At 39.7% G+C, this 25,751-nt stretch carries 16 protein-coding genes and 1 pseudogene; 12 read left to right on the forward strand and 5 right to left on the reverse strand.

The features are described 5' to 3' along the window. Positions 1-20: 20 nt before the first annotated feature. A complete protein-coding gene (gene cax / locus NIES592_RS22540) occupies positions 21-1,103 on the reverse strand; it encodes a calcium/proton exchanger (RefSeq protein ID WP_062246163.1) in 1,083 nt (360 codons plus the stop codon). A gap of 908 nt (positions 1,104-2,011) precedes the next feature. On the opposite strand from cax (NIES592_RS22540), the gene NIES592_RS22545 reads away from it, so the two are divergent. Then, positions 2,012-3,994 carry a P-type ATPase gene (locus tag NIES592_RS22545; protein ID WP_073556964.1) on the forward strand — a complete coding sequence of 661 codons (1,983 nt, stop codon included), beginning with the start codon at positions 2,012-2,014 and terminating at the stop codon, positions 3,992-3,994. A gap of 842 nt (positions 3,995-4,836) precedes the next feature. Here the strand turns inward: NIES592_RS22545 and NIES592_RS22555 are convergent. Beyond that, the gene (locus tag NIES592_RS22555; RefSeq protein WP_062246168.1) at positions 4,837-5,145 is read right to left on the reverse strand and encodes a hypothetical protein; all 309 of its coding nucleotides are present in this window, start codon (positions 5,143-5,145) and stop codon (positions 4,837-4,839) included. Positions 5,146-6,233: 1,088 nt separating this feature from the next. Between NIES592_RS22555 and NIES592_RS22560 the strand changes: the two genes are divergently transcribed. The 3 genes from NIES592_RS22560 to NIES592_RS22570 all read left to right on the forward strand — a co-directional run bounded on the left by NIES592_RS22560 (position 6,234) and on the right by NIES592_RS22570 (position 8,548). Then, a complete protein-coding gene (locus NIES592_RS22560; protein WP_062246170.1) occupies positions 6,234-6,986 on the forward strand; it encodes a DUF1345 domain-containing protein in 753 nt (250 codons plus the stop codon). Between the two features lie 172 nt (positions 6,987-7,158). Then, on the forward strand, positions 7,159-7,728 hold the full coding sequence (locus tag NIES592_RS22565) for a DUF1345 domain-containing protein (RefSeq protein WP_178379612.1): 570 nt from the start codon (positions 7,159-7,161) through the stop codon (positions 7,726-7,728). 94 nt (positions 7,729-7,822) lie between these two features. Continuing rightward, positions 7,823-8,548: a manganese efflux pump gene (locus NIES592_RS22570; RefSeq protein ID WP_073556966.1), complete on the forward strand. Its 726-nt coding sequence runs from the start codon at positions 7,823-7,825 to the stop codon at positions 8,546-8,548. A 98-nt stretch (positions 8,549-8,646) separates the two neighbouring features. Here NIES592_RS22570 and NIES592_RS22575 read toward each other — a convergent pair whose 3' ends face one another. After that, positions 8,647-8,910, reverse strand: coding sequence for a hypothetical protein (locus NIES592_RS22575; protein ID WP_073556967.1), 264 nt, complete (start codon positions 8,908-8,910; stop codon positions 8,647-8,649). 844 nt (positions 8,911-9,754) lie between these two features. After that, a complete protein-coding gene (locus NIES592_RS22580; protein WP_073556968.1) occupies positions 9,755-11,071 on the reverse strand; it encodes a ParB/RepB/Spo0J family partition protein in 1,317 nt (438 codons plus the stop codon). Between the two features lie 910 nt (positions 11,072-11,981). Between NIES592_RS22580 and NIES592_RS22585 the strand changes: the two genes are divergently transcribed. The 8 genes from NIES592_RS22585 (at position 11,982) to NIES592_RS22625 (ending at position 25,247) form a co-directional block, all read left to right on the forward strand. Beyond that, positions 11,982-14,279, forward strand: a complete 2,298-nt coding sequence (locus NIES592_RS22585; RefSeq protein ID WP_073556969.1) for a heavy metal translocating P-type ATPase — start codon at positions 11,982-11,984, stop codon at positions 14,277-14,279. A gap of 187 nt (positions 14,280-14,466) precedes the next feature. Further along, positions 14,467-15,768, forward strand: coding sequence for a formylglycine-generating enzyme family protein (locus tag NIES592_RS22590; protein WP_256678203.1), 1,302 nt, complete (start codon positions 14,467-14,469; stop codon positions 15,766-15,768). Between the two features lie 323 nt (positions 15,769-16,091). Beyond that, positions 16,092-16,319, forward strand: coding sequence for a Nif11-like leader peptide family natural product precursor (locus tag NIES592_RS22595; protein WP_062246185.1), 228 nt, complete (start codon positions 16,092-16,094; stop codon positions 16,317-16,319). Between the two features lie 1,089 nt (positions 16,320-17,408). Continuing rightward, positions 17,409-20,132, forward strand: coding sequence for a heavy metal translocating P-type ATPase (locus tag NIES592_RS22600; RefSeq protein WP_073556971.1), 2,724 nt, complete (start codon positions 17,409-17,411; stop codon positions 20,130-20,132). 384 nt (positions 20,133-20,516) lie between these two features. After that, on the forward strand, positions 20,517-20,954 hold the full coding sequence (locus tag NIES592_RS22610) for a universal stress protein (protein WP_073556972.1): 438 nt from the start codon (positions 20,517-20,519) through the stop codon (positions 20,952-20,954). 68 nt (positions 20,955-21,022) lie between these two features. After that, positions 21,023-21,490: a universal stress protein gene (locus NIES592_RS22615; RefSeq protein ID WP_062246190.1), complete on the forward strand. Its 468-nt coding sequence runs from the start codon at positions 21,023-21,025 to the stop codon at positions 21,488-21,490. Positions 21,491-22,135: 645 nt separating this feature from the next. Continuing rightward, on the forward strand, positions 22,136-23,245 hold the full coding sequence (gene cax / locus NIES592_RS22620; RefSeq protein ID WP_062246193.1) for a calcium/proton exchanger: 1,110 nt from the start codon (positions 22,136-22,138) through the stop codon (positions 23,243-23,245). A gap of 334 nt (positions 23,246-23,579) precedes the next feature. Then, a complete protein-coding gene (locus NIES592_RS22625; RefSeq protein WP_073556973.1) occupies positions 23,580-25,247 on the forward strand; it encodes a SulP family inorganic anion transporter in 1,668 nt (555 codons plus the stop codon). A 301-nt stretch (positions 25,248-25,548) separates the two neighbouring features. On the opposite strand, the pseudogene NIES592_RS26075 reads toward NIES592_RS22625, so the two are convergent. Beyond that, positions 25,549-25,751 (reverse strand): annotated as a pseudogene (locus NIES592_RS26075) (carbonic anhydrase); the annotation flags it as partial.

Below are 25,751 nucleotides of genomic sequence, written 5' to 3' on the forward strand. Positions count from 1 at the left end.
CTTATCCCCTTATGTAAGTTCTAAGGGTGAAAGTAGAATGCTGTGCCAACAACAGCATAGGTAATCAGAAGCAAAGCTCCTTCTAACCAATTAGATTTCCCATCGGTGCTGATGGAGTTGGTAACCAAGACTGCGATCGCCACTGCCAGTACTTCAAAGGGGTTGAAGTCCAAATTCATCGATTGCCCCATTAACTGACCCACCACGACTAAAACAGGAGCAATAAACATGGCTATTTGCAAACTCGATCCCATTGCCACTGCCACCGCCAAATCCATTTTGTTCTTCATTGCAAAGGTGGCAGTGGTGATATATTCCACTGCTCCTCCAAAAATAGGAATGAGAATGACGCCTGTAAAAAGGTCAGTTAGACCTAATGTAGAAATTGCTTCTTGTAGGCTTGCTACTAGAGTATCAGATACAAAGACCAGAACAATCGTGCAAATGAGCAGAATTCCTACTGACTTCCATAACCCAGTCTTATGTTTGTCAGATTCAACTGCATCTGGGTCAGTCTGTTCTAAATCTTTAAGTTGATAAATAGATTTGTGGGTTTTCATGGAAAAGACCAAGGTCAATCCATAGAAAAATAACAATAAGAAAGCAGCAACAATCGAAAAATGATTAATTGTTGCAGGTTGCAAGCCTGTGGAAGTGAAATTAATAGCAGTTGGTGAAAGCAGTACTACTAATGCTAAATTCAACGAAGAAGCGTTGATACGAGCAACAGTTGGTTGAAAGCTTTGCTCTTTAAACTGCAATCCTCCTAACAGAATTGCTGCTCCTAGTGCCAAAAGAAGATTGGCAACGATTGTACCTGTAATACTAGCTTTGACTACATCTACTAGTCCAGCTCGAAGTGCAACAATCGCGATGATTAACTCTGTAGCATTGCCAAAAGTAGAGTTCAGCAAACCCCCCAAGGATGGGCCGATAACTTCAGCGATCGCTTCTGTAGAGTCAGCAATAAATGCTGCTAAGGGAATGATTGCCAAGCCAGAGGCAATAAAAACAACTATCGAGGGAAAATTTAGCCATTCTGCTATGAATGCAATTGGCATAAAAACCAACATGCGTAGCAGAATTACCTGTTTTTGAGTCATTTTTAAGACTCCTAAGGAAAAAAGGTCTTTCCTGTTAATTACTCCTATCCCAATACTATTTGGTTTAAGGCTAAGGGAACCCGGAGTTCCCTTTTAACCTTTTCCAATCAGTACTCTGAGTCAGGAGTAAAGGAAATATGCATCTATGTGAGTGAGGTAATTAGTGGAAAAATTGACAAAATTCTCTCAACTAAAAAACACCGAACCAGAAGGAGAACAACTATTATCCAACTGTTAGAGTGTATTTATGTATATTCCGAATTGCCTTAAACATCGGCTTAACTGCTACGACAAATTATTAATTACGATTGCCGTAGTAGAGTATATTCGACAACATTTTAATTGACTGAGATGATAGCTTGCCTAAACGAAAAACTACCACATTTCAAATCTTCTCATTGAAAAAATTAATTATATTTAACATACATAAATTAAAGTTGAGCTAGTTATCTTCATTTCAAATGTTTGTGAAAATTATACCTTTTGGATAGTAAGTATTACCTAAATAGAAAGATTAATTATAATTATTTTTTATATATTGTGTGAAAGTAGAGAGTTATTTGAGGAGCAAGTTTTATGGATAATCTTTTATTAGTTTCTATTCTTGGTTTTGTGATTTTATTTGGCCTGACATTATTGATAGTGGAGGAGTTTACTATCGAAAGAAGGGCGATTTTAGCTGAATATCGCAGGAGAAGGAAATAATTCGCGGATATACGTAAAACTTTTTTGAAAGGGTGATTGATGATCTGTAGAGATACAGAAGAAATATAAAATAAAAACTGTTCAGTTTACTGAGCGATTCTCACATAGTTTTACAACAAAAGCTTTTTACTTGTTTGAGTTGTAGCTTATGATGTTGATTAATGTGAGATTTAAAACCCTTTCATTCAGATTATCTCAATGTAATGAGCTATCAGGTCGTTCACTCTACTTTTGGACGTTATCGTATTCGTATACCTCAACTTGCTCATGATTCAGACTTTGCTAGCAAACTTAAGGCACTAGTTGAATCGTTGGCATTTGTGACTGAGGTTCGTATTAATGCACAAGCAAGTTCACTGATTGTCAGCTATCAAGATGATGTTTGCAGCACAACGGCGCTGGAAAAGTTTGTTAGCTGTATCCAGGCTGCTGTAGACTGTGTTGATATTCCTTTTACGGAATCTTTACCTGAAGGAGAAGACCTTAAACCGGAAGTTAATCAATGGAAAGATTTAGGATTTCCTTTCCTCAGTCTAAGTTTGGCTTTGCTAGCAGCTCCTTTGGAGTTACCACCATTGATTGTGGTTTTAGCAATTGCTGGAGCTGCTACACCTTGGTTTAACCGTGCTGCTGATAGTCTGATCAATCAACGTCAGCCTAATATTGATCTACTGGATTCAGCATGGATGACTATGCAGACTGTCCAAGGTCAATTTATAGCACCTGCACTCAAGACAGTTTTGGTAGAAGTGAGGAGAGCTCTCAGGGGGAATACAACCGAAACTAGAGAAGAACTGTCTTTGAATGTGTTAAATGAATTAGATCAATATGTTTGGGTAGAGTTAGATGGAGAGGAACAACATGTCCATATCAGCAATTTACACCAAGGCGATCGGATCATTATTAAATCAGGCGAAATGATTTTGGTAGATGGGATCGTTGTTTATGGTTATGGTTTAATCGATACCCAGAATTTGACAGGTAGCTCTACACCTATTGTTTGTTCAGAAGGACGCGACGTCTACGCCTCTACTATCTTGCTTGAAGGTGAGTTATGTGTTTTGGTGAAAAGAATTGGACTTAACACCCGTGCTGGCTTAGCTGCTTTTCTCGCGGAATTAGCACCTGTTCATGACACAAAAATTGGTGCTTTGCAAGCAGAATTTGTAAGAAACGCAATTTTCCCGACTCTAGCTTTAGGTGGCACTATCTATCTCATGACAGGTAATATTGGTGCTGCTATCTCACCCTACCAATTTGATTTTGGCAGTGGTATTCCCATTTCGCTTTCAACCACAGTCCTACAAGCACTGATCTATGCTGTGCGACATGGAATCTACATTCGCAGTGGTGGCATTTTGGAAGCATTAGCGCAAGTCGATGCGATTGTCTTTGATCTTGACATACTAGCTCTAGATTCTCCTGAGACTATAGAAGCTATTGCCATTCTCCAGAGTCAAAACATAGATATTTACTTAGTTTCTGATGCTCCTGAATCGATAGCTTGTGATATTGCAACTGGGTTAGGAATTCATTCCCACCAGGTTTGTGCAGAAGTTCCTCTAACCCAAAAAATCAATCTGATTCGTGGGTTGCAGCACCAAGGTAAGATAGTGGCTTTCGTGGGAGATGAGGAAGATGAAGCAGTACGGCTTGCTCATGCTAATGTCTCTATTTCGTTTGCCAACACGAGTGAGATTCCCCATAGGACAACTGATGTTGTCATTTTAGAAGATGACTTACGCGGAGTCACACATGCCATTGCGATCGCTAAGCGAGCAATGGAAATAATCTATGAAAACACTGCAACTATTGTCATTCCCAACCTATTTATGCAAATAGGCGGTGGAATGGTGTTGGGTGTAAATCCTGTCTACAACGTGATTGTAAATAATGGTACAGCCTTTATAGCTGAATTCTTGAATGGTTCACGTCCACTTTTTGAGACAAACTTCTTACCTCCTCTAAGAAGCAGTTCTCAAAGAATCAGCCAGGGAAGTTTTGCATCAAATGGTAAAGCACTGAAACAAGGTGAATTGGCAAAGCGCTTAGGAGTATCATCTCAGTCTCTCACCAGCAAAAGATTAAAGCCTGAGTTTCCTATATGGACTCAGGCTAGAGATCCAGAAGGAATAGCATGGGATTTTGATCCAGTAGCGAAGCGCTACCGACATTCACTCGCTTGAAGTTTTGTAGGATTCTCTTGAGAATATGCATTTGCACATCTAGCATCCGCTGTTTGTTGAGTCACAAACAGATGGGTTGATAAGTCAGTGAGAATGATTAGCATAAGAAAAGCAAATGGGCCAATTGCAAGGGTAATTGCTAACTTGCGTAAGTTAAAGAACTCTGGATATTTGAGCATGGTAAAAAATCTCCAATAGAGGGAAGCCTTTTCTCCTGATTTCTAATCAGGAGAAGTAATATCAAGTTTGCATGATTACTAATAATTCTTGCTTAACCTCACCCCTATCCTCTCTGATGAGAGAGGGTAGGGTTTTAGTTATTAAGTGACTAACTGAACTTGCTCTTCGTTTTTAGCGGTATCCAGCAAGTTGCAATTATACAAAAGGCTGCAACTTAGACATGACAAACTAGCTTCACCTTTAAGAATGCAGAGATTAAGCAAGTATTAATATCATGCCCGTTTGAAGACTTATCATATCTGTGAAGGCCGGTAATGGGTAATAGGTAGTAGACATCTCCAGAAATTAATTATGCGTTACCCAAAATCCTTGTACCAGACGTGCCATGGCACGTCTCTACACTATTTGTCGGAGATTACCAACTACCAATTACCAACCAAACCAACCATATGGTAAGTAATTAGCCGGACTTGATATAAGTGGTGAAAATCAAGGTTATTGGTGAAGCCGTTAGGTTAAATAGATTCGGAAATTGCACTCTTGGGCAATTCTTAGCAAAATTTGTTTCAGAATTACTAGTAGAATGGTCAATAAAGACTGACAACCGAGAGGCTATCAGTCTCTGGCAAGACGTTAGCTGTTCACTCCATGCTTCGCAGAGGTTAACCGATAGTTACCTCACGGGGAGTACTGTCGCTAGTTCCGTTTTTGGAAGATGAACGCTCTGCTTTTGCTTCAGCAACTAAATCCTTGAAGGATTCACTGGCTTCGGCAAAAGTAGATTGAGCCTTATCAATGGCCTCAAAAGTCCAAATTAATCCAGTCTTAGCTGCACTCCTTGCAGATTCAGAAACATTGTGACCGGTTGCAGAATCAAGAGCGCTAACAACAGGTACTAAAACCAATGCTCCAACTCCAATAATAGCAGCAGTCATTGGTTCAAGGCCTAGCAAAAGAGCCTCTAATTCCATATTTACTTTACCTCCAAAATTATAGAAAAACCCGCTTGCTTCAAGTTGCAGCTATGTAGACAACTCGAATCTTAAGTTGTGAAGGTTATGTCACCTCAAATAATGAATGAAAAATGCAGAAACGAATCTTCAATAGCTACATCAAGCAATTACAAGAAGGCTGTTTAGTGAGAGTAAAAACTGTAGAAAAACAGGTAGCGAAACTTTCTAAATGTTTCCACCTATGTGAGTTCATATTACATCGTATCAGGAAAAGAAGGTACTAGAAACAACATTAAGTTTTTGTTATAAAAGTAGACATGATGAAATATTTGTTTTACTTTTAGTAAATAATTGTATTTTTGATAGCTTGGTAATGTCAGTTTCCGAGCAAACTTACTCATAATTAATTACAGACAGGTATGCAGATAAATCAGGAAAAATATTGATTAAAGTTGCTAGTAGTCAATTGCTAGTTGCTTATTTGGTCAAGCCGTTAGCTATCAGCCATGAGCTATTAGTAATTCTAAGAGACGCTTGATGTCAATTATCTGCTGAAATTGCGTTTTTTCAGTGTAAGGGCTTAATATTTTGTGCTTTTACAAACTTAATCAGCAATTAGTAGCTCTATTTGTAAAGATTATATTTTGCGGCTGGTTGTGGAACTTGTTACTCATTACCAGCAAATAGCCATAGTAAATATTCTTTTCAGTAGAGTCAAGCAGGCATTAGGGTAATATCTATTTCCCCTAATTAATTTAAGATGGGAGCAGCTTAAATTCTTTACACTGATTACCGTTGTGTATATACTACTAGAATATCTGCAAAAATTTTTTTGAAGTTGATAAGTGCTTGAGCGTTCCTAGTTTCGCAGTACTATATCAACTAGGTTCTTGTATGGAGCCATCAATTTATAGATAAATGATCTAGCGGCGTAGAGTACTCTTGCAAACTTTTGACGCAAAAAATGCTTTGCTGTCTTCTAGTTAATTGGAATTGGTTGCTAAACAAAACTGATTTCACAAAGCAAGTAGAAATTTTGAATTTCGAGCTTGTTCAGGTTGGGTTAAAGCCCCCGATTGCTACTAACCTTTAACCTCTAAAAAACTATGAAATTTTTATCAGGAAATAAAGCTAGTACTGGCAAAGTTAAAGCCCTTGAGTTTCTGTTTGTGGGGCAAACCAGACTAGCAATTTTACTCAGCTTACTCAAGAACTTAGATTCGCGCAGTCGTTTAGGGGTATCAATAATGGTAGGGATGGCAGCCTTTATTGTGATGCCAGACTTTATGCACCTAGATATTCAAATCCTTGCTGCTTGGATCTCTGGCGTTCTTTGTTTTTTAATGCTGTTTGTGTTAATGGCAAACAGCGCTACTCCCCAAAAAACTTACTATCTTGCTCAAGGCAAAGAAGCACAACATTCAGTAACTTTTATCTTGGTTATGATTACTGCTTGCACCAGTATCTTTGCCATTGGGCTGATGGAGACAAACAATCAAGATATACCAACTTCTGCTCTTGTTGCTGAAGTCAGTTTGTCTTTGATAGCAGTGCTTTGTTCTTGGTTTTTAACGCATACTGTCTTTGCACTCCACTATGCTACTTGCTACTACCACCGAGAATCAATTAGTCAGGGAGAAGAATATGCAAAGGGGTTAGACTTTCCTGGTAAGGAAGAGCCTGATTTTTGGGATTTTATGTATTTTTCTTTCACTATCGGCATGACTGCCCAAACTTCTGACATATCAATTACATCTTTGCCAATGCGACAGTTGGCTTTAGGACACGCGGTAGTATCGTTTCTTTTCTATATGGTAATACTGGCTTCTAGCGTTAACGTCGTCTCTGGATTGATTTAGACTGATGTCTTTGTTTGCAAAAATTATACTTGCTGCCTTGTATGGGTTATTTATAATATCTGGTCAAAAGTAGGTTATGAATTTTGGTTCTTTACTTATCACTTGTAAAAACCTAAGCCCAAAACACCGCACAATTGTGTCTTTGTGGTTAGCTGCTTTGGTTTTTTTGCTAATGCCGTCTTTTACGATAGAAGTGCGCATTCTTTCAGCTTGGAGTGCTGGAGTTCTCTGCTTTGTAGTCCTAGCTTGGTTTATGATGTTTGATGCTACTCCTGGTAAAACTCGCTATCGCGCCCAGCGCCAGGAAGCCGATCATCTCGCAGTTTTTCTACTAGTTGTATGTGTTGCCTTTAGTAGTCTGTTTGCGATCGCAGTCGTGTTAGCGAAACATAAGGATTCCTTTACCCTCTCTGTTGGATTGTCTATTATGGCAATTTTTAGTTCCTGGGTACTGATGCACACAATGTTCGCATTGCACTATGCGGCGTTTTATTATCGCAGCAACGACTTCAGTCTTGAAGGGGAAGCAATGGGAGGTTTAGAGTTTTCTCATGTAGAACTTCCCTGTTATTTAGACTTTCTCTATTTTACGTTCACTCTTGGCATGACATCTCAGACATCCGACACACAAATTACCTCGTCTTTTATGCGACGGTTAGCACTAGGTCATACAATTATGTCATTTTTTTTCTACAGCGTAGTTATCGCCTTAATGGTAAGCATAGTTTCCGGGTTGTTGTGAACGTTGTGGGCGATCGCTACAACGCCGGAATGAAAATTTGACTCCTCTTACACCCCCACACCCATGTTCCCTAACCTGTATTGGAGAATTTATTATGCATCTGATATCAGCTTTTTTGCTGGCTATTTCAGCAAATGTAGATAACTTAGGAGTAGGAATTGCCTATGGCTTCAAAAAAATCAAAATTGGTTTATCTACAAATCTATTTATTGCCTTTATTTCTGCTTTAGGTACTTATCTTGCCACATCGGTTGGGGAAGATATCAGTAAGAGTTTAAATATAAGTGTTGCCAATATTATAGGTAGCGCTGTTCTCGTAGGTATTGGAGTTTGGGTAATTAGGGAAACATTAAAACGAGAGCGCAAAAAAACGAAAATGCTCTTGAAAATGCAACAGATGCAAATACCTGTAACAACAAGATTTTCTTCACCTTCTTCCAGATCTGTGATGGAACAATCTCCAACAATTATGACAGAGGAATTTTCTCAAGAAATTATTCGTGAGTTTTCCTATGCAACATATATAGAAAATCCTGCAAAAGCTGATATAGATAAATCGGGTTATATTGATGTTCGAGAGTCAATAGCCCTAGGGTTTGGTTTAACGTTCAATAATCTGGGTAGTGGTATCGGTGCTGGGATTTCCGATGTTAATTTGATGGTTATGACACTTCTTACCTTTATATTTAGCGTTTTAGCAATTATGGGAGGATATGTTTTAGGCGATCGCTTCACTACAAGACTACCTGGTTTGTGGGCTGGAACTCTTTCTGGATTGCTGATGATTGCTATAGGAATATACGAATACTTTGTTGTCTGAGAGAGGTTAGTAAGTGGTTAACGATTAATAAATACTTTAGATTATAAAAGTAATACTAATTAACCACTAACCGCCAATTCATATTACTTTAATGTTGATTAGTGATATAACGGGAGTAAATCAATGACATTATTGAAACTTGTAAAATAGTCTCGTAGTGCCTTAGCAGCATCGCCTGTAAACTCTATCCATTCGTAATGGTAGAGATTGGATGAGATCCTGTCTTCCTGGAATAGAGAGGCACTGGGAATGGCAATCAATAAAGAGACACTTTCTTCTTCAGAGCGATTTAGACCTTCTAGCCGAATAGCGGCAATATAGTTTGTGTTGACCACAATCTTGTCAATTTTTATAAATGCCATGATTTTTTTAGTCCGAAATAACTTGATCTAAAAACCATGCAACAATGAAAGTTTGTATTTATTAAATTCAATACCATTAATTATTGATGTATCTTTACAAAGATTGTAATCTATACGAATTACCATCTTGAAAAAAGAATAGTTCAGTTCTTTCTAACTCACTGCTAACAGATACTAATGAGACTTCAGGAGAATTATCATAGAAACGAGTCTAAAATGTGTGTAGCAATCTTGTTTGCATTCTGAAAACTTTTTGAAAGGAGTCAGCAGAAGTACAAGACATTACATCTATTACAAAGTTACAAACCAAGCCGAACTTTGTAAGAGGGATGCAAATGTTCTAGTACTTGACCACATCAGTTTTGACAGGTTGCGAGGCGTTAGATTACCGACTTTTTTAAAAAAGTCGGGGGTCTTGACCAACCTATCAAAACCAATTTCGTGAACTACTAGGCTACCTTTACAAGAGGTTTACAGATTGCTGAGGATTGCTTAATACCATCCATAACAGAATCAGCGTTTTACAATATCGGGGATGTAAAGGTGCAAATCTATTGTTGTTTGTGATTGGTTAGTGCTAACTAATCAAGTCCTTACAGACAATTGGTTATGGCTGTATTATAAGCTGCACCTTTACACTCCATTCCTTTTTCAGTGATCAGTTATCAGTGAACAATAACTGATCACTGAGATATCTATCAAGTTGAGGGTTTTATTTGGGCAAATGGAATCTATCGAACTCGCGTTAATAGGAAATAGCGCTTATACAAAGTAGCTTTTCTCCCGTGTCTTCCCTGTGTGTCTTGTTTCTTGGGCGAGTAATATCTTTGAAAGTAACTTGTTATCAGGCTTTTGTGGCTTGTTTTCCTGTCCATCGTTGCCAACGTAAAATTCCCTCTTCAATTCGCTTGGGATCTTCGTCTCCAGCAAAACAAATTCGTCTTAAACGTTCACAAGCAATTAATGCTTCACCATGTCCTATAGAAGGGATAATGACGAAACTACCTGGTTTGGTAAAAAAGCTAACTAAATAAGAAACGATACCTTCAATACCCTCAATGTCAGGATGATGATTTGGTTTGAGCAAAGGTTCTTGGGAGAAAATAGCAGTGTATATCTTTCCTATAACTAATTCAAATCTAAAGGGCATTTGAGTGCGTTTGCAAAGATTGTAGATTGATCCTTCACGACACATCACAGCTACAATATGAGCTTCGTTGATTAAATAGTCGTGCTTCCAAGAACAACAAGGAGGAGCGATCGCTAATGCAGCATTAGATGGTAAGAGTTGAATAAAATCTTCATCGGTGGTATCACCGCAATAAATCATGTGTCGGTCTAGTATCCAAACTTCGTCAGTCTGAATCTGAATTTCATCATTCTTAACATTTTTTGATACACGTTGAGTTGACTTGCTAGACTCTTTAGCTTCCTTTTGGGCCATTTCATTTTGAAAAGCAATTAACTGAAGTTGTTTTTGTTTCTCTCTTGCCTCTGCTGCTAGTTTTTTTTGCTTTTCTAGTTCGGCTCTGTTTTGTTGTGCTATGGCTTCTTGTGCTGCTATTTCTGCTTGTTCTGCCTGTTGTCGTTCTTTACTACCGGCCCTAGCTACTTTTAATAAAGCTGAGGTACTCTTTGCAATTGGTGTTCCTTTAATCATTTTTTTAACTTCTGGAACAATGTTTTTAGCAATTTGTTTACCGTACTGTAAAGTGCGCTCCGTACAGCCTATTTCTTGTGCCAACTCCAATGTTGTTTTCGGGGGTGGTGAAAGTATTTCACCACCTCTTTGACTAAATTGGTTGTCCCCTACCTTTGCCCTCAGTCCCATCCGTTCTAAAATCCGGTCGCGTTCTAACCATAATTCAGACCTTTCTAGAGCATCCAATTCGCTACGAATTAAATTTTCATCAATTTCTGCTAGACGAGCATGGTCTTTGTCTTCGTAAGTAATTATATGACACTCAATTTCTTTAAGTCCAATAAGCTTACAAGCGGTAAGACGGTGCAAACCTGCCACGAGATTGAGGTTTTGGTCTAAAGTAATAGGATTTAACAGTCCATTAGCTTTAATGGACTCCATCAACTCAGCGACTTTCTGGTCATTGAGAGGACGCCTGTTTGGGAGAATATTGACACGATTAATGTCAACGAAGGACATAGGATTCTTTCTCTATTAATCCAAGATTTAATTGAAATTTGATAGTCGAAAATTGAAAAGACATTATTATGTGTTTTATGAAGTGTTTAAACTTTTTTACTATATCTTTTAAAATCTTTACCATACATTCAACCAGGTTTTCAATGGTATACACCTCCAAGCACTAAATACACATTTGATAAATCATTGCTAATTATTAGTATAAGTTATTGTGTGGGTTATTTGCTGTCAAACGCTGATATCAAGTGGTTACTTGCTACACAGATGGTACACTCTAGCTCATGAGTTTGTTATTAGATAACGCTAAAATCGCATTGTATACTTAGTTAAGACTAGCCCAAAAATTAAGAAAAAGTTAAAAATAAAACTTACTGCTAGAAGTATGTCAATTTAACATGTAAGCTAAGTTCAAATGCCAGACTTCCCCATTGGGCAAGTAATAAATGCTCCAAACACCAAGAAAGATTTTCTTGCAATTAATACAGTAAAATAAGAAAATATCTAACTGAAAAAACTTCCAAAGCTTTATTAAAATCAATATTCTTCTGTCCTATACAATGGCTATCTTCTTGCTATTAGCTTTATTGGAGTGTTTTGATAACTCAGTCCTTCTCCCATAAACTATCTAAATCTAAATCATGCAAAAATAATATATCCTCATTGGTAGATATTTCTGATACGCCTATCTCTCTTAAGAAAGAAATTAGACGAAAGAATAATAATTCTGCTGAGCTACTAAATAGTAATTGCTGATATTCAGCAAAACTTATATATTTAATCGATAATTTTATACTCTCTCACAGAGCAATGACTCCTAAGATAGTTGCAATACAAGGCTACTTCTGTCAAGATGTTTGTCAATTTCTGAAAATTATTTTTTAAACCCAATTGATATAAAGAGTAGAACAATATGAAATTAGTTGCGGAAACAGAACCTCTTTCTTTAGAAAAGCGTGTTGGAGAAATAGATTACCAAATCATCCATATTACTAGCGGTCGCTTCCGGATTAAAATTCCTCGATTATCTAAAGATGTAGAGTATACCAACCAACTTATTTGGTTAATTGAGTCTTTCGACTTCATCATTAACGTTCGCATTAATCCAGCAGCAGAATCACTAATCATCCACTATCAAGAAAACCTTGTTTCTAGCACTATAGTTAAAGAAAGCCTACTAACGATTATTCAGCAGGCAGCGATCGCCGAAACTTCCTCAGAAATTGTCCAGACCCAGACAGAATTTAAACCAGAACTGGAGTGGATGTTAGAGAGAGTAGGGATGCCTGTCTTTAGTTTGGGACTAGCACTGCTGGCCCAACAATTCCTACCGATTCCGCCTTTGTTGGTGGCAGGAGTGGTAGCTGTTGCCGCAATTCCCTTTATTCAACGTACACTCGATCTGATGTTGACAGAGCGTCGTTTGGATGTGGATATTCTAGATATCCTCTGGATGAGTCTTTATACAATCAAAGGTGACTTTGTTGGTCCAGCATTAATGGTCAGCCTCATAGAGTCAGGAGATGTACTCAGAGACGCTACCGCCCGTGCTAACGAACAACAAATGTTAGATTTGCTGCAAGGAGTAGATAAGTACGTCAGGATAGAGCGGGATGGACAAGAGGAACGTATTCAATTAAGTGAGGTGAAAAAAGGCGATCGCATTGTTGTCTATGCAGGTGAGACAATTCCCGTGAGCGGTCGCGTATTAAGAGGTACTGCTCTCATCGACGAACACAAGCTCACAGGTGAATCTAAGTTAGTTTCTCGCTCAGAGGGACAAGTCGTCCATGCTTCAACCCTAGTATTAGAAGGTAAAATTTGTATCCTCACAAAACGGATTGGCAAGAATACTCGCTTAGGCTTAGCAGTGCAACTTATGCAATCTGCGCCAGTACATGATACTCGTGTGGAAGATTACGCCTCTAAAATCGCCAATGCGATAATCGCACCTACCCTGTTACTAAGTGGAGTCATTTTTGCCTTGACGCGAGACGTATCGAGAGCGCTTGCTCCCCTCCACCTTGACTTTGGACACGCCATTCGGATTGCAGTTCCCACAACTGCGCTTGCAGCTGTCACCTATGCTGCTCGTCAAGGAATTTACATCCGCAGTGGTCGAGCTTTGGAAATGCTAGCACGGATAGATACCGTCGTCTTTGACAAAACAGGAACCTTAACACAAGGAAATGCAGCAGTTGTGACGATTGAAACAGCAAACGAGCAAATTTCGCCCCAAGAAATTCTAGCGCTTGCTGCTTCTGCGGAACAAGGCAATTCTCACCCCGTAGCGAGTGCAATTATTCGCCGTGCTGAAGAAAATGGAGTTGAAATTAAACCTTCTACAACCAAAGACTATCGTATTGGCTTAGGAATTGTTGCCCAGATTGAGGATGCAAAAGTTTTAGTGGGTAGCGAACTGCTCCTGCAACAAGAGGGTATCAATTTAGATGCAATGCACAAAAAACATCCCAATTTGAAAACCAGCACTTACTCTCTGGTTTATGTGGCTAAGAATAATGAACTACTAGGAGTTATTTTGTTTACTGATCCTCTGCGTCCAGAAAGTACAAAAGTTGTTGAATCTTTACAATGTCAGGGTCTGGCAACTTACATGTTAACAGGAGATAATCAGCGTGTAGCAAATCATGTCGGTACTCAGTTAGGCATCAACCAGGATCACACTTATGCTCAAGTATTCCCTGACAAAAAAGTTGAAGTTATCTGTAGTTTAAAAGACAGAGGACAGAGGGTGGCTTTTGTTGGTGAAGGTATTAACGATGCTGCCGCCCTTGCTCATGCCGATGTCTCGATATCTTTTCTGGAAGGTAGCGATATTGCCCGAGAAACTGCTGATGTCGTACTTTTGGATAACGACCTGCGAGGCATTAGCCATGCCATTACCATTGCTAAACGGGCAATGGAAATCATTTATCAGAATACAGCGATCGCTGCAATTCCCAATATTAGCGTTGTCCTCGCAGGAGTTTTATTCGCTCTAGATCCAGTGTTAGGAGTGATTATCAGCAATGGTTCAGCCTTACTAGCAGAACTAAACAGCTTCCGACCTCTATTTGAGCCTGACACAGACCCCAACTCATATGTAGTAGACGAATCCTTAATCTCTACATTTGCTAATTCTCAAGAAGCCACCAATTCTAGAAACACCAAAAAAAAGACAACAACAATTTCTGAGTTATTGCCTACTTAAAACATAAAATGTGTGACAATTATAATATCGACTTCTAATACCAATTCATTATAATGATGCACTTAATAATAACCCCTACCTCCGGTGTCCTTCCAAAGCACCAGGAACAGGGGATAGGATTAAGCTCAGCTTTATAGAAATGGTATAAGCAATTCAAAGATTTAACTCAGGTAAAGAGGTTATCATCATGCCTCGCTGCCCCGTCTGCCAAAGTAAGTACACTCATAACAAGGACGAATATTGCCCTTGTTGTAATTGGAATCTGCCACCTTACCCATTTCCTATGGGGTGGATTCCCGAAATTGTCCAAAAAGAAAACATCAGATTGGCTTGGGCAAAACAAATATGGTCAGCCTTTAAGTTAGCCCAAGAACGATTCAAGCAAGCACAAATGCAGCTTGAGGAAGCAAAGCAACGTGCATCACAAATTAGTTTGCAGTTTGAACAAAGCTATCAAGAACGGTCTACTCTTACCGAAACCTTGCACAAACAAGAAGCCAAACTCACACTCTTGCAGGAGCAGTTGCAGCAATCGACTCAACAGATAGCACAACTACGAACTGAACTAGAGGGCATTAAACAAGAGCGCAAGCACAAGCATACAATAGTACCTCACTTCCAGTTAGAGAAAGGTTCTGCATCAGTCAAAATACAAGAGTTTAGCTTTGAAGTTGTCACCTTAAACAACTGGGGACAACCAATCAACTGCTCTATCAATAAGGCACAATATTTTCAAGAGCATCTGGGAAATAATGTCTTTCTGGACATGGTTTACATTCCAGGAGGAACATTTTTGATGGGATCTCCTGAGGATGAATTAGGGCGAGAGAGCAATGAAGGACCCCAACATCCAGTCGCCCTCCAACCTTTCTATCTCAGCAGGTTTCCCATTACTCAAGCCCAGTGGAGGGTAATTGCCCAACTCCCCCAAATCAACAGATATCTCAACCCAGACCCCTCTAATTTCAAACATCCAGATACTCCTGTTGAAAAAGTTTGCTGGTATGATGCCATTGAGTTTTGTGCAAGACTTTCCCAACTCACAGGACATAAATATCGACTACCAAGTGAAGCAGAGTGGGAATTCGCCTGTCGCGCTGGGACTACAACTCCTTTCCACTTTGGTGAAACTATCACCTCTAATCTCGCTAATTATGATGGTAGCTATATTTACGGTTCTGGAACAGAAGGTCCATATCGCCAACAGACTACTCCTGTTGGATATTTTCAAATAGCCAATACTTTTGGACTATCGGACTTACACGGCAATGTCTGGGAATGGTGTGCTGATTCTTGGCATGAAAACTATCAGGATGCACCTGCTGATGGCAGTATTTGGCAGTTAGATGAGTCTAATAACAGTCGTGTATTGCGAGGTGGAGCGTGGTATTGTCTCCCCGCCCTCTGCCGTTCAGCCCAACGACACTGGGATCAGGCAGATCACGCAGGTAGTGGTACTGGTTTTCGAGTAGTCTGTTTCACAATCTAAGAGAATAGTAATTCAATAGTTATTTATCCTTAATATATGATATAAAAAAAATTGAGAGTAAAACTGTAAAACTCAATTTTTCAAAAATCAGTTCTAAAAGCAGCTAAGTAGTTGTTTTTCTTTGTAGATTTTCAAGTTTTGTCCAGCAATTACCTATTTGGGCTGTATCTTGTCATCAGCAATATCTAAATTGCATAAATGTATATTTATGTAATTTGATGTTGACTTACTGGAATTCACCATCTGTTTCCCTCAGCCTAAGCTGAGATAAAGATGATGAACTTATATTTTCTGTTTTTCAATAGAGAAAAGTGAGGATAAACGTGTCGCCACAACAAGTAAAACAATTAAATCAATTAAAACAATTCCATCAATTAGTTCTTCAAGATTCTTCCTTAAAAGAACGTTTAAGACTAGCGACAGACCAAGCCAGTCTTGTCAGCATAGCAGTACAGTTGGGAACTGAACTGGGTTATAGTTTTACCTACCAAGAAGTCGAGGCTTATATTGACCAAAATATATTAACTTTAATGAGACAATTTTTATTTTAAGAAGGAGTGTAAGGTTACTTGCTGTAAAAATTTAGTTTATATAAAGCCTGCTAATGCAGGCTTTTTTTCTGGCCGCTATTCGGCGTTGCATAAAATGAGGATGAATAATGAACCCCCCTACTCTATGAGAAGCCACTTCGTATCTACGTGACGGAAACCGGAGCCACTGCAGTGGACTCATCAAGACGGCAAGAACGCCAATAATTAACTTTTTCGGTTAACAGAGAAAATAAAATCTCGCAAATATGCAACGCCAAAAATAGAATTATAGAGATTAGTAATAGTTTTCATTACAATTATTGTAAAAGTCATTCTCTTGCTTCTCTACCTGCACCTATAACATAAGAAAAAATAATATGAATGTAAGAGGACTATATAGGGAACAAAAGTATTGAAAACCGTTCTATATATAGAAATTGATATATTTATCTGTAAATAATCTATTTTTTTCAAAATCTCTCAAATTATTCGCGAAAATAGTTTCTCACGCTCTCTATCATTACTATAATCAATAAAATTTCTCTCATAAAGAAAGCATATTGATTGATAGTATAATATTGTTAAAATTAAATCTTCTTTTAAAAAGAATGAATTACTTAAAACAAAGTTAACAAAACTTTCTATCTTTATATTTGATTTTTTATGTAAACTCTTCTTTAATTAGAGATAACCTTAAAGTAGAAACACACATCACACTTCTACGCATAAATCATTTCTTGGGAAATGATTGGTTTATTTGTGGGGCGACAATTGATGTTGTCTCGAAAAAAGAAGGTTGCTAAAACTTTTATATCACTCAAGTTTTGGTAATTCGATGATTATCTAACTAATAATCATCAACTTCTTTGATTCTAATCAAAAAACGTCAATCAAATTAACAAATGACTTGATCTTTCAACAGTTAATAGTTCAAAGCTTGGCAAAAAATTCCTACCAAACTTTGATGTATTTATGATCATTCAGGAGACTAATTAAAAGCTTCCTGAATGCACATTCACAGTTACAAGCTGTAAAGACTTGCAAAAATTTACAGCAAGTTATTGTTTTAAGATTTGTACCTTGGACAACAACTCAGTATAGGAGTGCCTTATGACGGTTACAGCAGTTGCGGATAGATTGGTTATATCAGTAGAGGCTCACTCCAGTCAGGCAGAAAACATTCATTATCAGGTTGTGCATTGGATACCGGGACGTTTTCGCATCCGAATTCCCCGACTACATGAAGATGAAGAGTACACCACTAAACTTAAATACGTTCTTGACACAATCGAATTTGTGACAGAAGTCGAGATCAACGCCCAAGCAAGTTCCCTAGTAGTTAGTTACAAACATCAACCAACTGCAACTGCCATTGCCATTGTTCAAGAAAAGCTATTCACTGCAATTCAGCGAGCTTCTGAGATTGAAGTTCCCCTTGAATGGACAGGGGAAGCTGAAAAGAAAAAAGCTGATAATGAGGTTGATTTTGTAGAACGATTAGGATTTCCCATTGCAGGTTTGGTGTTGAGTGTGGGGGCACTGGCTGGCTTGCCAATTCCAGGTTTTGTGATTGCAGGTGTGGTATTTGTCGGTGCGATTCCAGTCTTTAAACGAGCATGGGAAGCAATTCAGCAGGATCGGCAACTGACCATTGATTTTCTCGATGGTTTGGCAATCTCTTTACACACCTTGCAAGGACATTACTTTGCACCTTCCTTTATGTTGGGTTTAGTAGAAGGTGGTGAAGCCGTTCGGGATATGACTGCTCGTGGCAGTGAGCGAGCCAATCTTGACTTGATGTCTTGCTTGAATAAAACCACCATCGTCATTCGCGATGGTCAGGAAATAGAAATCGACACAAAAGATGTGGTACCAGGCGATCATGTCCTGGTATACCCCGGTGATCAGGTTCCCGTTGACGGCATCATCTTGACTGGTACTGGCATTCTTGACCAGTGCAAGCTGACCGGAGAATCAGTTCCTGTGACTCGGCGAGAAGGCGATGAGGTGTTTGCTTCAACGCTGTTAGTAGATGGTAACTTGACGATCCTGGCAGAACGAACTGGTAATAATACTCGTGCTGGTGTGATTGTCAACTTGATGCAGGCGGCTCCGGTGCATGATACCCGCGTAGAAAACTATGCGGCAACAGTGGCAAATCAGTTTGTGCTACCTACCCTGTTAATTGCTGGTGGTGTCGGACTTGCTTCAGGCAATATGAATCGGGCAGTTGCTCTATTGACCCTAGACTTTGGTACTGGCATTCGCGTTTCCGTCCCCACAACAATTCTCTCTGTACTTACCTATGCTGCTCGTAATGGCGTCCTCATCCGCAGTGGTCGAGCTATTGAAATTTTGGCAACCATCGACACCGTTGTCTTTGACAAGACAGGAACATTGACCATCGGACATGCAGGTGTCAATGACATTGATGTTATGGATGACCGTTTCACTAAAGATGAGGTGTTGTGTCTCGCTGCTACGGCGGAACAAGGGCTGACCCACCCAATTGCTGAAGCAATCGTTCACAATGCTAGAGATAAGGGACTCGTTCTCAAGGAATGTGAAGAGTGGGAGTACAAAGTCGGTTTAGGTGCAGTCGCAAAAATCGATGGGATGCAGATCATTGTAGGTAGTCCCCGGTTTATGACTCAGGAAAACGTCGATCTAGATGAATATGATCGCCGTTACCCAGATGCCAAGTCTGGTGGGCAATCTCTAGTATACGTGGCAGGTGATGGCAAACTAATAGGTGTGATTCGCTATAGTGATCCACCACGCGAAGAAAGCAAGGCAGTGATCAAAGAACTGAAGCAAATGGGCATTAATGCCTACATGCTGAGTGGTGATGTCACACGAGTAGCTAGAGCGATCGCTGGCAACTTGGGCATGAATCCTGATAACATCTATGCAGAAGCCTTCCCAGAGCGGAAAGTTGAAGTAGTCAAAGGATTGCACGACAGTGGTAAAACTGTTGCCTTCTGTGGAGACGGCATCAACGACTCAGCAGCTTTAGCATACGCCGATGTTTCCATCTCCTTTGCAGGTGCAACAGACATCGCCAGAGAAACCGCTGATGTGGTACTAATGGAAGACGACCTACGCGGCTTAATTATGGCAATTAAATGTGCCCGCCAAGCAATGGATATTATCTGGCAGAATACAGCGATCGTCGCAATTCCTAACCTCGGCGCTCTACTTTCAGGTATCTTCTTTGCTCTCGATCCAATTTTGGCAGTCGTCATCAACAATGGTACTGCTATTTTGGCAGAACTCAATGGTCTACGTCCATTGATGGGACCGGGTGATGTCACTCCATTAGGCCATACACTCAGTGCAGCCGAAATAGCCGAACAAGAGAATCGGCTTCACCAGCATCAACCCACATCTAACCAAGTTCTACCAACCTATGATGTGCAGGTTGAAGAGGTTCTTGTTTCTTCCCAATTGCAGTCTGAGGTGAAAGACAAGCTAACTAGCACCAATGGACATAGCAACCATGAAAATGGAAATGGTAATGGTCATAAAGAAAATACTGCCATCACTCTAAATGGAACAAATAGTTTCCAAGTCAATAGTCAAACAACCACAGATAAGGCAGCAAAATCTTCTGAAAATAAAACAGTGAAACTTAAGCAAAGTGAATTAGCAAAACGCTTGGGATTATCTCCACAAGCACTAACACGTCACCGTTCCAGACCAGGTTTCATTGAGTGGAGCAGAATCCAAGATCCAGAAGGTGTTGCTTGGGTATACGAACCAACAACTAAGTATTTCCATGTAGTTGATTCCGTAATCTACAGAGCTAAATCACCTGCCGAGAGTTTAGTTTAGCCAGAGAGAACATGGGATATCCATAGGGTGTCCCTTTCTCTTGGCATACTGAATATCTGTCTTGAAAATGGGTATGGAGGTGTAAGGGTGTAGGAATGTAGGAATAGTTAAATTTTCATTCCTTCGTTGTGGAATATTGGCGTGATTAGCTGTCTTGACACTCTATTTCAATTAAAAATGAACTTACATTCTGGAAACAATAAACTTGAGCAAGCTAAATTGCAATTCTACAGTTCTATATTCAAAATGAACTCATATATAGCAAAAAATGAGTTCAATAAAGTCAACTTAGAATCTTGTAATTCCAAATTTGCAATGAAATTCTACCTAGAAAAGAATGGGCTGAATACAATATTTGTGCTTTGAATTCCAAAAAGAATTTGTATGTTCCAAAGAATTTTAGTGGCATTAGATAACTCAGAAACAAGTCAACATATTTTTGAGGAAGCACTCTCGATTGCTAAATTATCCCATGCACGCTTGATGCTACTACATGTTTTGTCGGATTTAGAGATTGGCTATTCAAATGTCAAAAATCTTGATGAACATTTAGATAGATGGGAAGAGTACAGTAAAAAAGGACTAGAACTATTACAAACTCGTCAGAATATTGCCACTTACACAGGTATCAACACTGGTTTCACTCAAATCCCTGGATCTGCCCCTTCCACTATTTGCAAGTTTGCTAAGTCTTGGAAGGCTGACCTAATTATAGTTGGACATCAAAAAATGTCTTCCCTCAAAGAGCTAGCACGGGGAAGTGTTAGTAACTACGTTATGCACTACGCACCATGTTCGGTATTAACCATACAAACAACATAACAATCAGCAGTGCTAACAATGAGGTTCGTCTGACAATTTATATTTCATAATTTGGGAGATTGTTTGTTATGCTACACAGAATACTGGTTCCAATTGCTAGTTCTGATAGCGTTGGCAAGTTCATTTTTCAGGAAGCACTAGACCTAGCAAAAGCAACTGGGGCAAACATGAGATTACTGCATGTTCTATCTTTGGATGACAAAGACACCCCTGGTCTATTGTCATTAATGAATACACCAGAAAGCAAGAAACGCTGGGAAGAGTTTGAGAAGCCTGGCTTGGATCTACTTAAATTTTTTGCAAATGAAGCAATTGCAGCAGGCGTATCAACTGAGTATTCTCAAAGTTTAGGTAGTCCTAGCCGCATTATCTGCGAAACAGCTAAAACCTGGGAGGCTGATTTAATCGTAATGGGGCGTCGGGGAATTTCAGGAATTAGTGAATTGATTTTGGGTAGTGTTAGCAACTATGTCACTCATCATGCACCCTGCTCAGTATTAGTAGTACAATCTTCAACTTCTGCTAAATTTGAATAGCAAATATCTCCTCAAGATAAAGGTGATTTAGCCATGAAAAAATGGCTGTAATGTCAATTTGATTGTATTACCTGCGTCATCAAAAAAACTAACTTCTAACATCTTTTTACCTTTCTTGTTCGCAGAGAGACAGAGACAAAGAGATTTATGTAGACGAAAATAGCTGATCACAAGAGTGCAGTAGCTTCTGCACTCCTCGTCTATAATATGCTTTTCGTCATAAATTCTAAGCTGAGACGAGAGGTTTGATGTCAGTTTTGGGTAATCAAGCAAACCTCATGTTATTCATAAATAATTTCTAGGTCAAAGTTTAGTTAGTCTCGACCTAATCTTCAAGTATTTTACTCAAGTTCATTTTTAGTACTAACTTTCCTAGTGCTTGCATATTATTTTGAGACGCTGCTTCTGTTACGGGATTTTTTATATTGGGAAAAACTAAATAGATTTTTCCCAGTGAATCAACAAACCTTTTCTGATTCAGGGTGGTTTGATAACCAAAATAGTACTGAATTTAAGTTAGGTGTTTAACCACCTATGAAGTTGTCACATTCTTCATTCTCTCCAGTCAAATAATCAAACTTTAGAGTGATAACTATGTCAGTTACAGAATCTAACAAACAGATATTAAGCACAAGCAATCGCTTCATGTCCCGTAAAGATGCATTGCTTTTACGGATGCTGATTTTTGTACCCATCTGCTTGATTTTGAGCAGACTGGATGTTAATCCATTGCTTGTCTTTATCATGGCAGGTTTGGCAATTATTCCTTTAGCAGCCTGGATTGCCAACTTTACAGAAGCGATCGCTACTCGTATTGGCCCTACCTTTGGTGGTTTGCTCAACGCAACCTTCGGCAACGCGACTGAAATGATTGTCTCCGTAGTCGCTCTCCAAGCTGGACTGATACAAGTAGTCAAAGCTAGTTTAATCGGCTCAATCATGGCAAACCTATTATTAGGTTTAGGTTTCGCTCTATTCTTAGGGGGATTACATGCCCCGAAGCAACCTTTTCGCCTGAATGCAGAAAATCTTGGTACAGTTGCTAGAGTAAATGCTTCTCTGCTTAACTTGGTGGTTGTTTTTTTGCTGGCTCCGACTGCAATTGAGATTACCTCTATTACTTTGTACCTGGAAACAACTAATGGTTTTTCTTATATTGCATCAGGACTCATGCTCATCTGTTACATCTTGATGTTGTTGTTCTCAATGAAAACCCATAGCTATCTTTACGGATTAGATGAGGATGCTGAACCTGAAAGCTACGGCAGCGAAGCTAGAGGATTATATAAATTAAAACTCCACATTGGACTGCTTCTGGGAACAACAATAGTTCTGTTATTTGTTTCTGAAGTACTTGTAAGCAGTTTAGAAGAGGCGATCGCCACCACAGGTGTCACAGAACTTTTTACTGGAGTCATTCTGATTCCTATGTTTGGTGCAGCAGTTGAAATCATTACCTGCGGCATTTGTGGCGCTAAAAATAAGGTCGAGTTAGCGTCCTCAGTTGCGATCGGCTCCAGCCTGCAAATTGCTATGTTTGTAACTCCAATCTTAGTTTTTGCTGGTCTGATTATGGGTAAACCAATGAACTTGGACTTTGACAACTTTACAGTCTTGGGGTTAGGCATTGCAGTTTTAATGACGAATTCTGTCAAAACCGACAGACGCGCTAACTGGCTAGAGGGAATCTTACTGTTGATAACTTATGCTATGCTAGCCACTGCTTTCTTCCTACATCCTTCTTTAGCAAGTTAGTGGTTTATGTGACTAATTTAGATGGGCTATGAAAATCGCAGATCATGTCGAAGTTGGAGGTGAAGGAAAAAAGCAACAATCTTAATATATTTATGTATCACGTAAATAAACTACTCCACCCTCAGCGAACGCAGTCAGCAGGGTAAGGTTTCCATATACTCGCTAGCAAATTGAGATGTTTGACGCTTCGTTAATCAATTTGCTTGCTCCTCAAATCTTCGCTAACTTTAGCGACCTCTGCGCCAAGTTGCGATCGATCGCAAGGAACTTGCAGATGGTCAAAATTCACCTGTGCAGCCATAGTACTATTCCAATTTCAAGATAGTTAAATATCATGCCGTTGACTAATAGAATTCATTTCCGAAACTTAAACGGTGATATTTTTGGCGGTATCACCAATGCAATTGTTTCATTACCCATTGCTCTGGCATTCGGTGCTGCTTCAGGTCTAGGGCCTGTAGCAGGTCTTTATGGATCAATCTGTGTCGGCTTTTTTGCATCTCTGTTTGGTGGCACACCCACTCAAATTTCCGAACCAACCGGGCCAACAACCGTATTTATGACAGCGATCATTAGCGCGATGATTGCCAGAAATCCGGAGCATGGCATGGCGATGGCGTTTACGGTGGTCATGCTGTCTGGAGTGTTTCAAATCCTCTTTGGCATCTTCCAGTTGGGTAAATACATTATCCTCATGCCCTATAGCGTCATTTCAGGCTTCATGTCTGGGATAGGCGTGATTCTGATTATTCTTCAGATACCACCATTTCTAGGACATGCAGCCCCAGAAGGGGGTTTAATGGGAACGCTAACAAAGGTACCCGAACTTCTCGCAAACCTGAATCCTATTGAAGCCGGCTTGGCAATTACAACGATGGCAATTATTTTCTTAATGCCCTCTAGATTCAGGCGCTATTTTCCATCACAATTGGCAGCATTGGTTATCGGTACAATCATTTCCTTTACCTTGTTCCAGAATGTCGAGTTAAGACGGATTGGTGAAATTCCATCAGGATTACCTACTCTATATATGCCTACCTTCACACCTGCTCAAACCATGCAGATGTTGATTGATGGAGCCATGCTAGGTATGCTGGGTTCGATTGATGCCCTGCTGACGTCAGTCATTGCTGATAGTATGACGCGCACAGAGACTTACGAAGATCAGGAATTGATTGGTCAGGGAATTGGAAATTTAGTTGCTGGTTTGTGCGGCGGGCTTCCTGGTTCTGGTGCCACGATGGGAACAGTGATCAATATCCAGGTGGGAGCTAGGACTGGTCTTGCCGGTTTAATTCGTGCAGCACTAATGTTGGTCGTGGTGTTATGGGCTGCTGACTTAGCAGAAAACATTCCTATGGCGGTATTAGCCGGAATTGCTTTTTCAGTAGGAATTGAAATGCTCGATTGGAACTTCTTGAAGCGATCACATAAGGTTCCCTGGAAATCAAGCTTGATTATGTATGGGGTACTGCTAATGACAGTATTTATGGATCTGATGGTTGCTGCTGGGGTGGGAATGTTTATTGCTAACCTCCTGACAATTGAGCAATTGAGTAATGTCCATGCTCAACAGATCAAAGCAGTTTGTGATGCAGATGATACTATTCCCCTGAATTTGGAAGAGAAGCAGTTACTCAATTTAGCCGATGGGCGAGTCTCATTGTTCTACATGGGTGGACCGATGAGTTTCGGGGTTGCAAAAACCATCGTTCGCGAACATTTAGCGATCAAAAATTGTGATACTTTAGTGATGGATCTCAGCGATGTTCCCTATCTGGATGAAACTGCTGCGCTGGCGATCGAAAATGTCATCAAAGATTTTCAACAAAAAGGTTGTCAGGTGTTTATTGTTGGTGCGGTTGGTAGAGTTAAGCAACTGTTGGAACGTCTTGGCATACTCAACTTAGTACCCTATGACAACCTGTTTATGGATAGAACTTATGCCCTGAAACGAGCAGTCGTGATGGATGGGGTTGAAATCGGTTTGCAGACTGGGTGAACTACTGAGGGTGTAGCGTAGCGAAACCCTGAGCTTCTGTACTCATATCATTTCACGTTAATCACGATACACATAAATTTTGTAGAGATGCGATATCCCGTACTCGCTTTGTATTTGTATCAGACTTTTTGTGAAATGGTATAACCTATCTGATAGAGGACGATATGGAGATGGTGCGTTGCGCTGCACGATAGTAGAGACGTAGCATTGCTACGTCTCTACATCTAGTGGAATGACCAAAAATCGCTCAATCAGGCAGGGGTGATACCCCTGATTCGCCAGTGGTATCCTTGAAGAAGTCGGGCATCTCTTGTTTGAGGCTATCCAGTGTCAGCAATCCTTTCATCGCTCCACAGTGGGTATGACCGCAGATCACAACCTGTTAATCGCATATTCTATTGATGCCCCTTCACCACCATGAGCTGCTCCATAAGGTGGAACAATATTACCACCTGATTTGTCTAAACTCTCCAAAATTTTAGCCAGTTCAAAAGAGTTGGCAAT

Source organism: Fischerella major NIES-592 (genome assembly GCF_001904645.1).
Taxonomy (GTDB): domain Bacteria; phylum Cyanobacteriota; class Cyanobacteriia; order Cyanobacteriales; family Nostocaceae; genus Fischerella; species Fischerella thermalis.

Coding starts and splice junctions, on each gene's coding strand:
- cax (WP_062246163.1), bottom strand. CDS start 1,103: ATGACTCAAAAACAGGTAATTCTGCTACGCATGTTGGTTTTTATGCCA.
- NIES592_RS22545 (WP_073556964.1), top strand. CDS start 2,012: ATGAGCTATCAGGTCGTTCACTCTACTTTTGGACGTTATCGTATTCGT.
- NIES592_RS22555 (WP_062246168.1), bottom strand. CDS start 5,145: ATGGAATTAGAGGCTCTTTTGCTAGGCCTTGAACCAATGACTGCTGCT.
- NIES592_RS22560 (WP_062246170.1), top strand. CDS start 6,234: ATGAAATTTTTATCAGGAAATAAAGCTAGTACTGGCAAAGTTAAAGCC.
- NIES592_RS22565 (WP_178379612.1), top strand. CDS start 7,159: ATGCCGTCTTTTACGATAGAAGTGCGCATTCTTTCAGCTTGGAGTGCT.
- NIES592_RS22570 (WP_073556966.1), top strand. CDS start 7,823: ATGCATCTGATATCAGCTTTTTTGCTGGCTATTTCAGCAAATGTAGAT.
- NIES592_RS22575 (WP_073556967.1), bottom strand. CDS start 8,910: ATGGCATTTATAAAAATTGACAAGATTGTGGTCAACACAAACTATATT.
- NIES592_RS22580 (WP_073556968.1), bottom strand. CDS start 11,071: ATGTCCTTCGTTGACATTAATCGTGTCAATATTCTCCCAAACAGGCGT.
- NIES592_RS22585 (WP_073556969.1), top strand. CDS start 11,982: ATGAAATTAGTTGCGGAAACAGAACCTCTTTCTTTAGAAAAGCGTGTT.
- NIES592_RS22590 (WP_256678203.1), top strand. CDS start 14,467: ATGCCTCGCTGCCCCGTCTGCCAAAGTAAGTACACTCATAACAAGGAC.
- NIES592_RS22600 (WP_073556971.1), top strand. CDS start 17,409: ATGACGGTTACAGCAGTTGCGGATAGATTGGTTATATCAGTAGAGGCT.
- NIES592_RS22610 (WP_073556972.1), top strand. CDS start 20,517: ATGTTCCAAAGAATTTTAGTGGCATTAGATAACTCAGAAACAAGTCAA.
- NIES592_RS22615 (WP_062246190.1), top strand. CDS start 21,023: ATGCTACACAGAATACTGGTTCCAATTGCTAGTTCTGATAGCGTTGGC.
- cax (WP_062246193.1), top strand. CDS start 22,136: ATGTCCCGTAAAGATGCATTGCTTTTACGGATGCTGATTTTTGTACCC.
- NIES592_RS22625 (WP_073556973.1), top strand. CDS start 23,580: ATGCCGTTGACTAATAGAATTCATTTCCGAAACTTAAACGGTGATATT.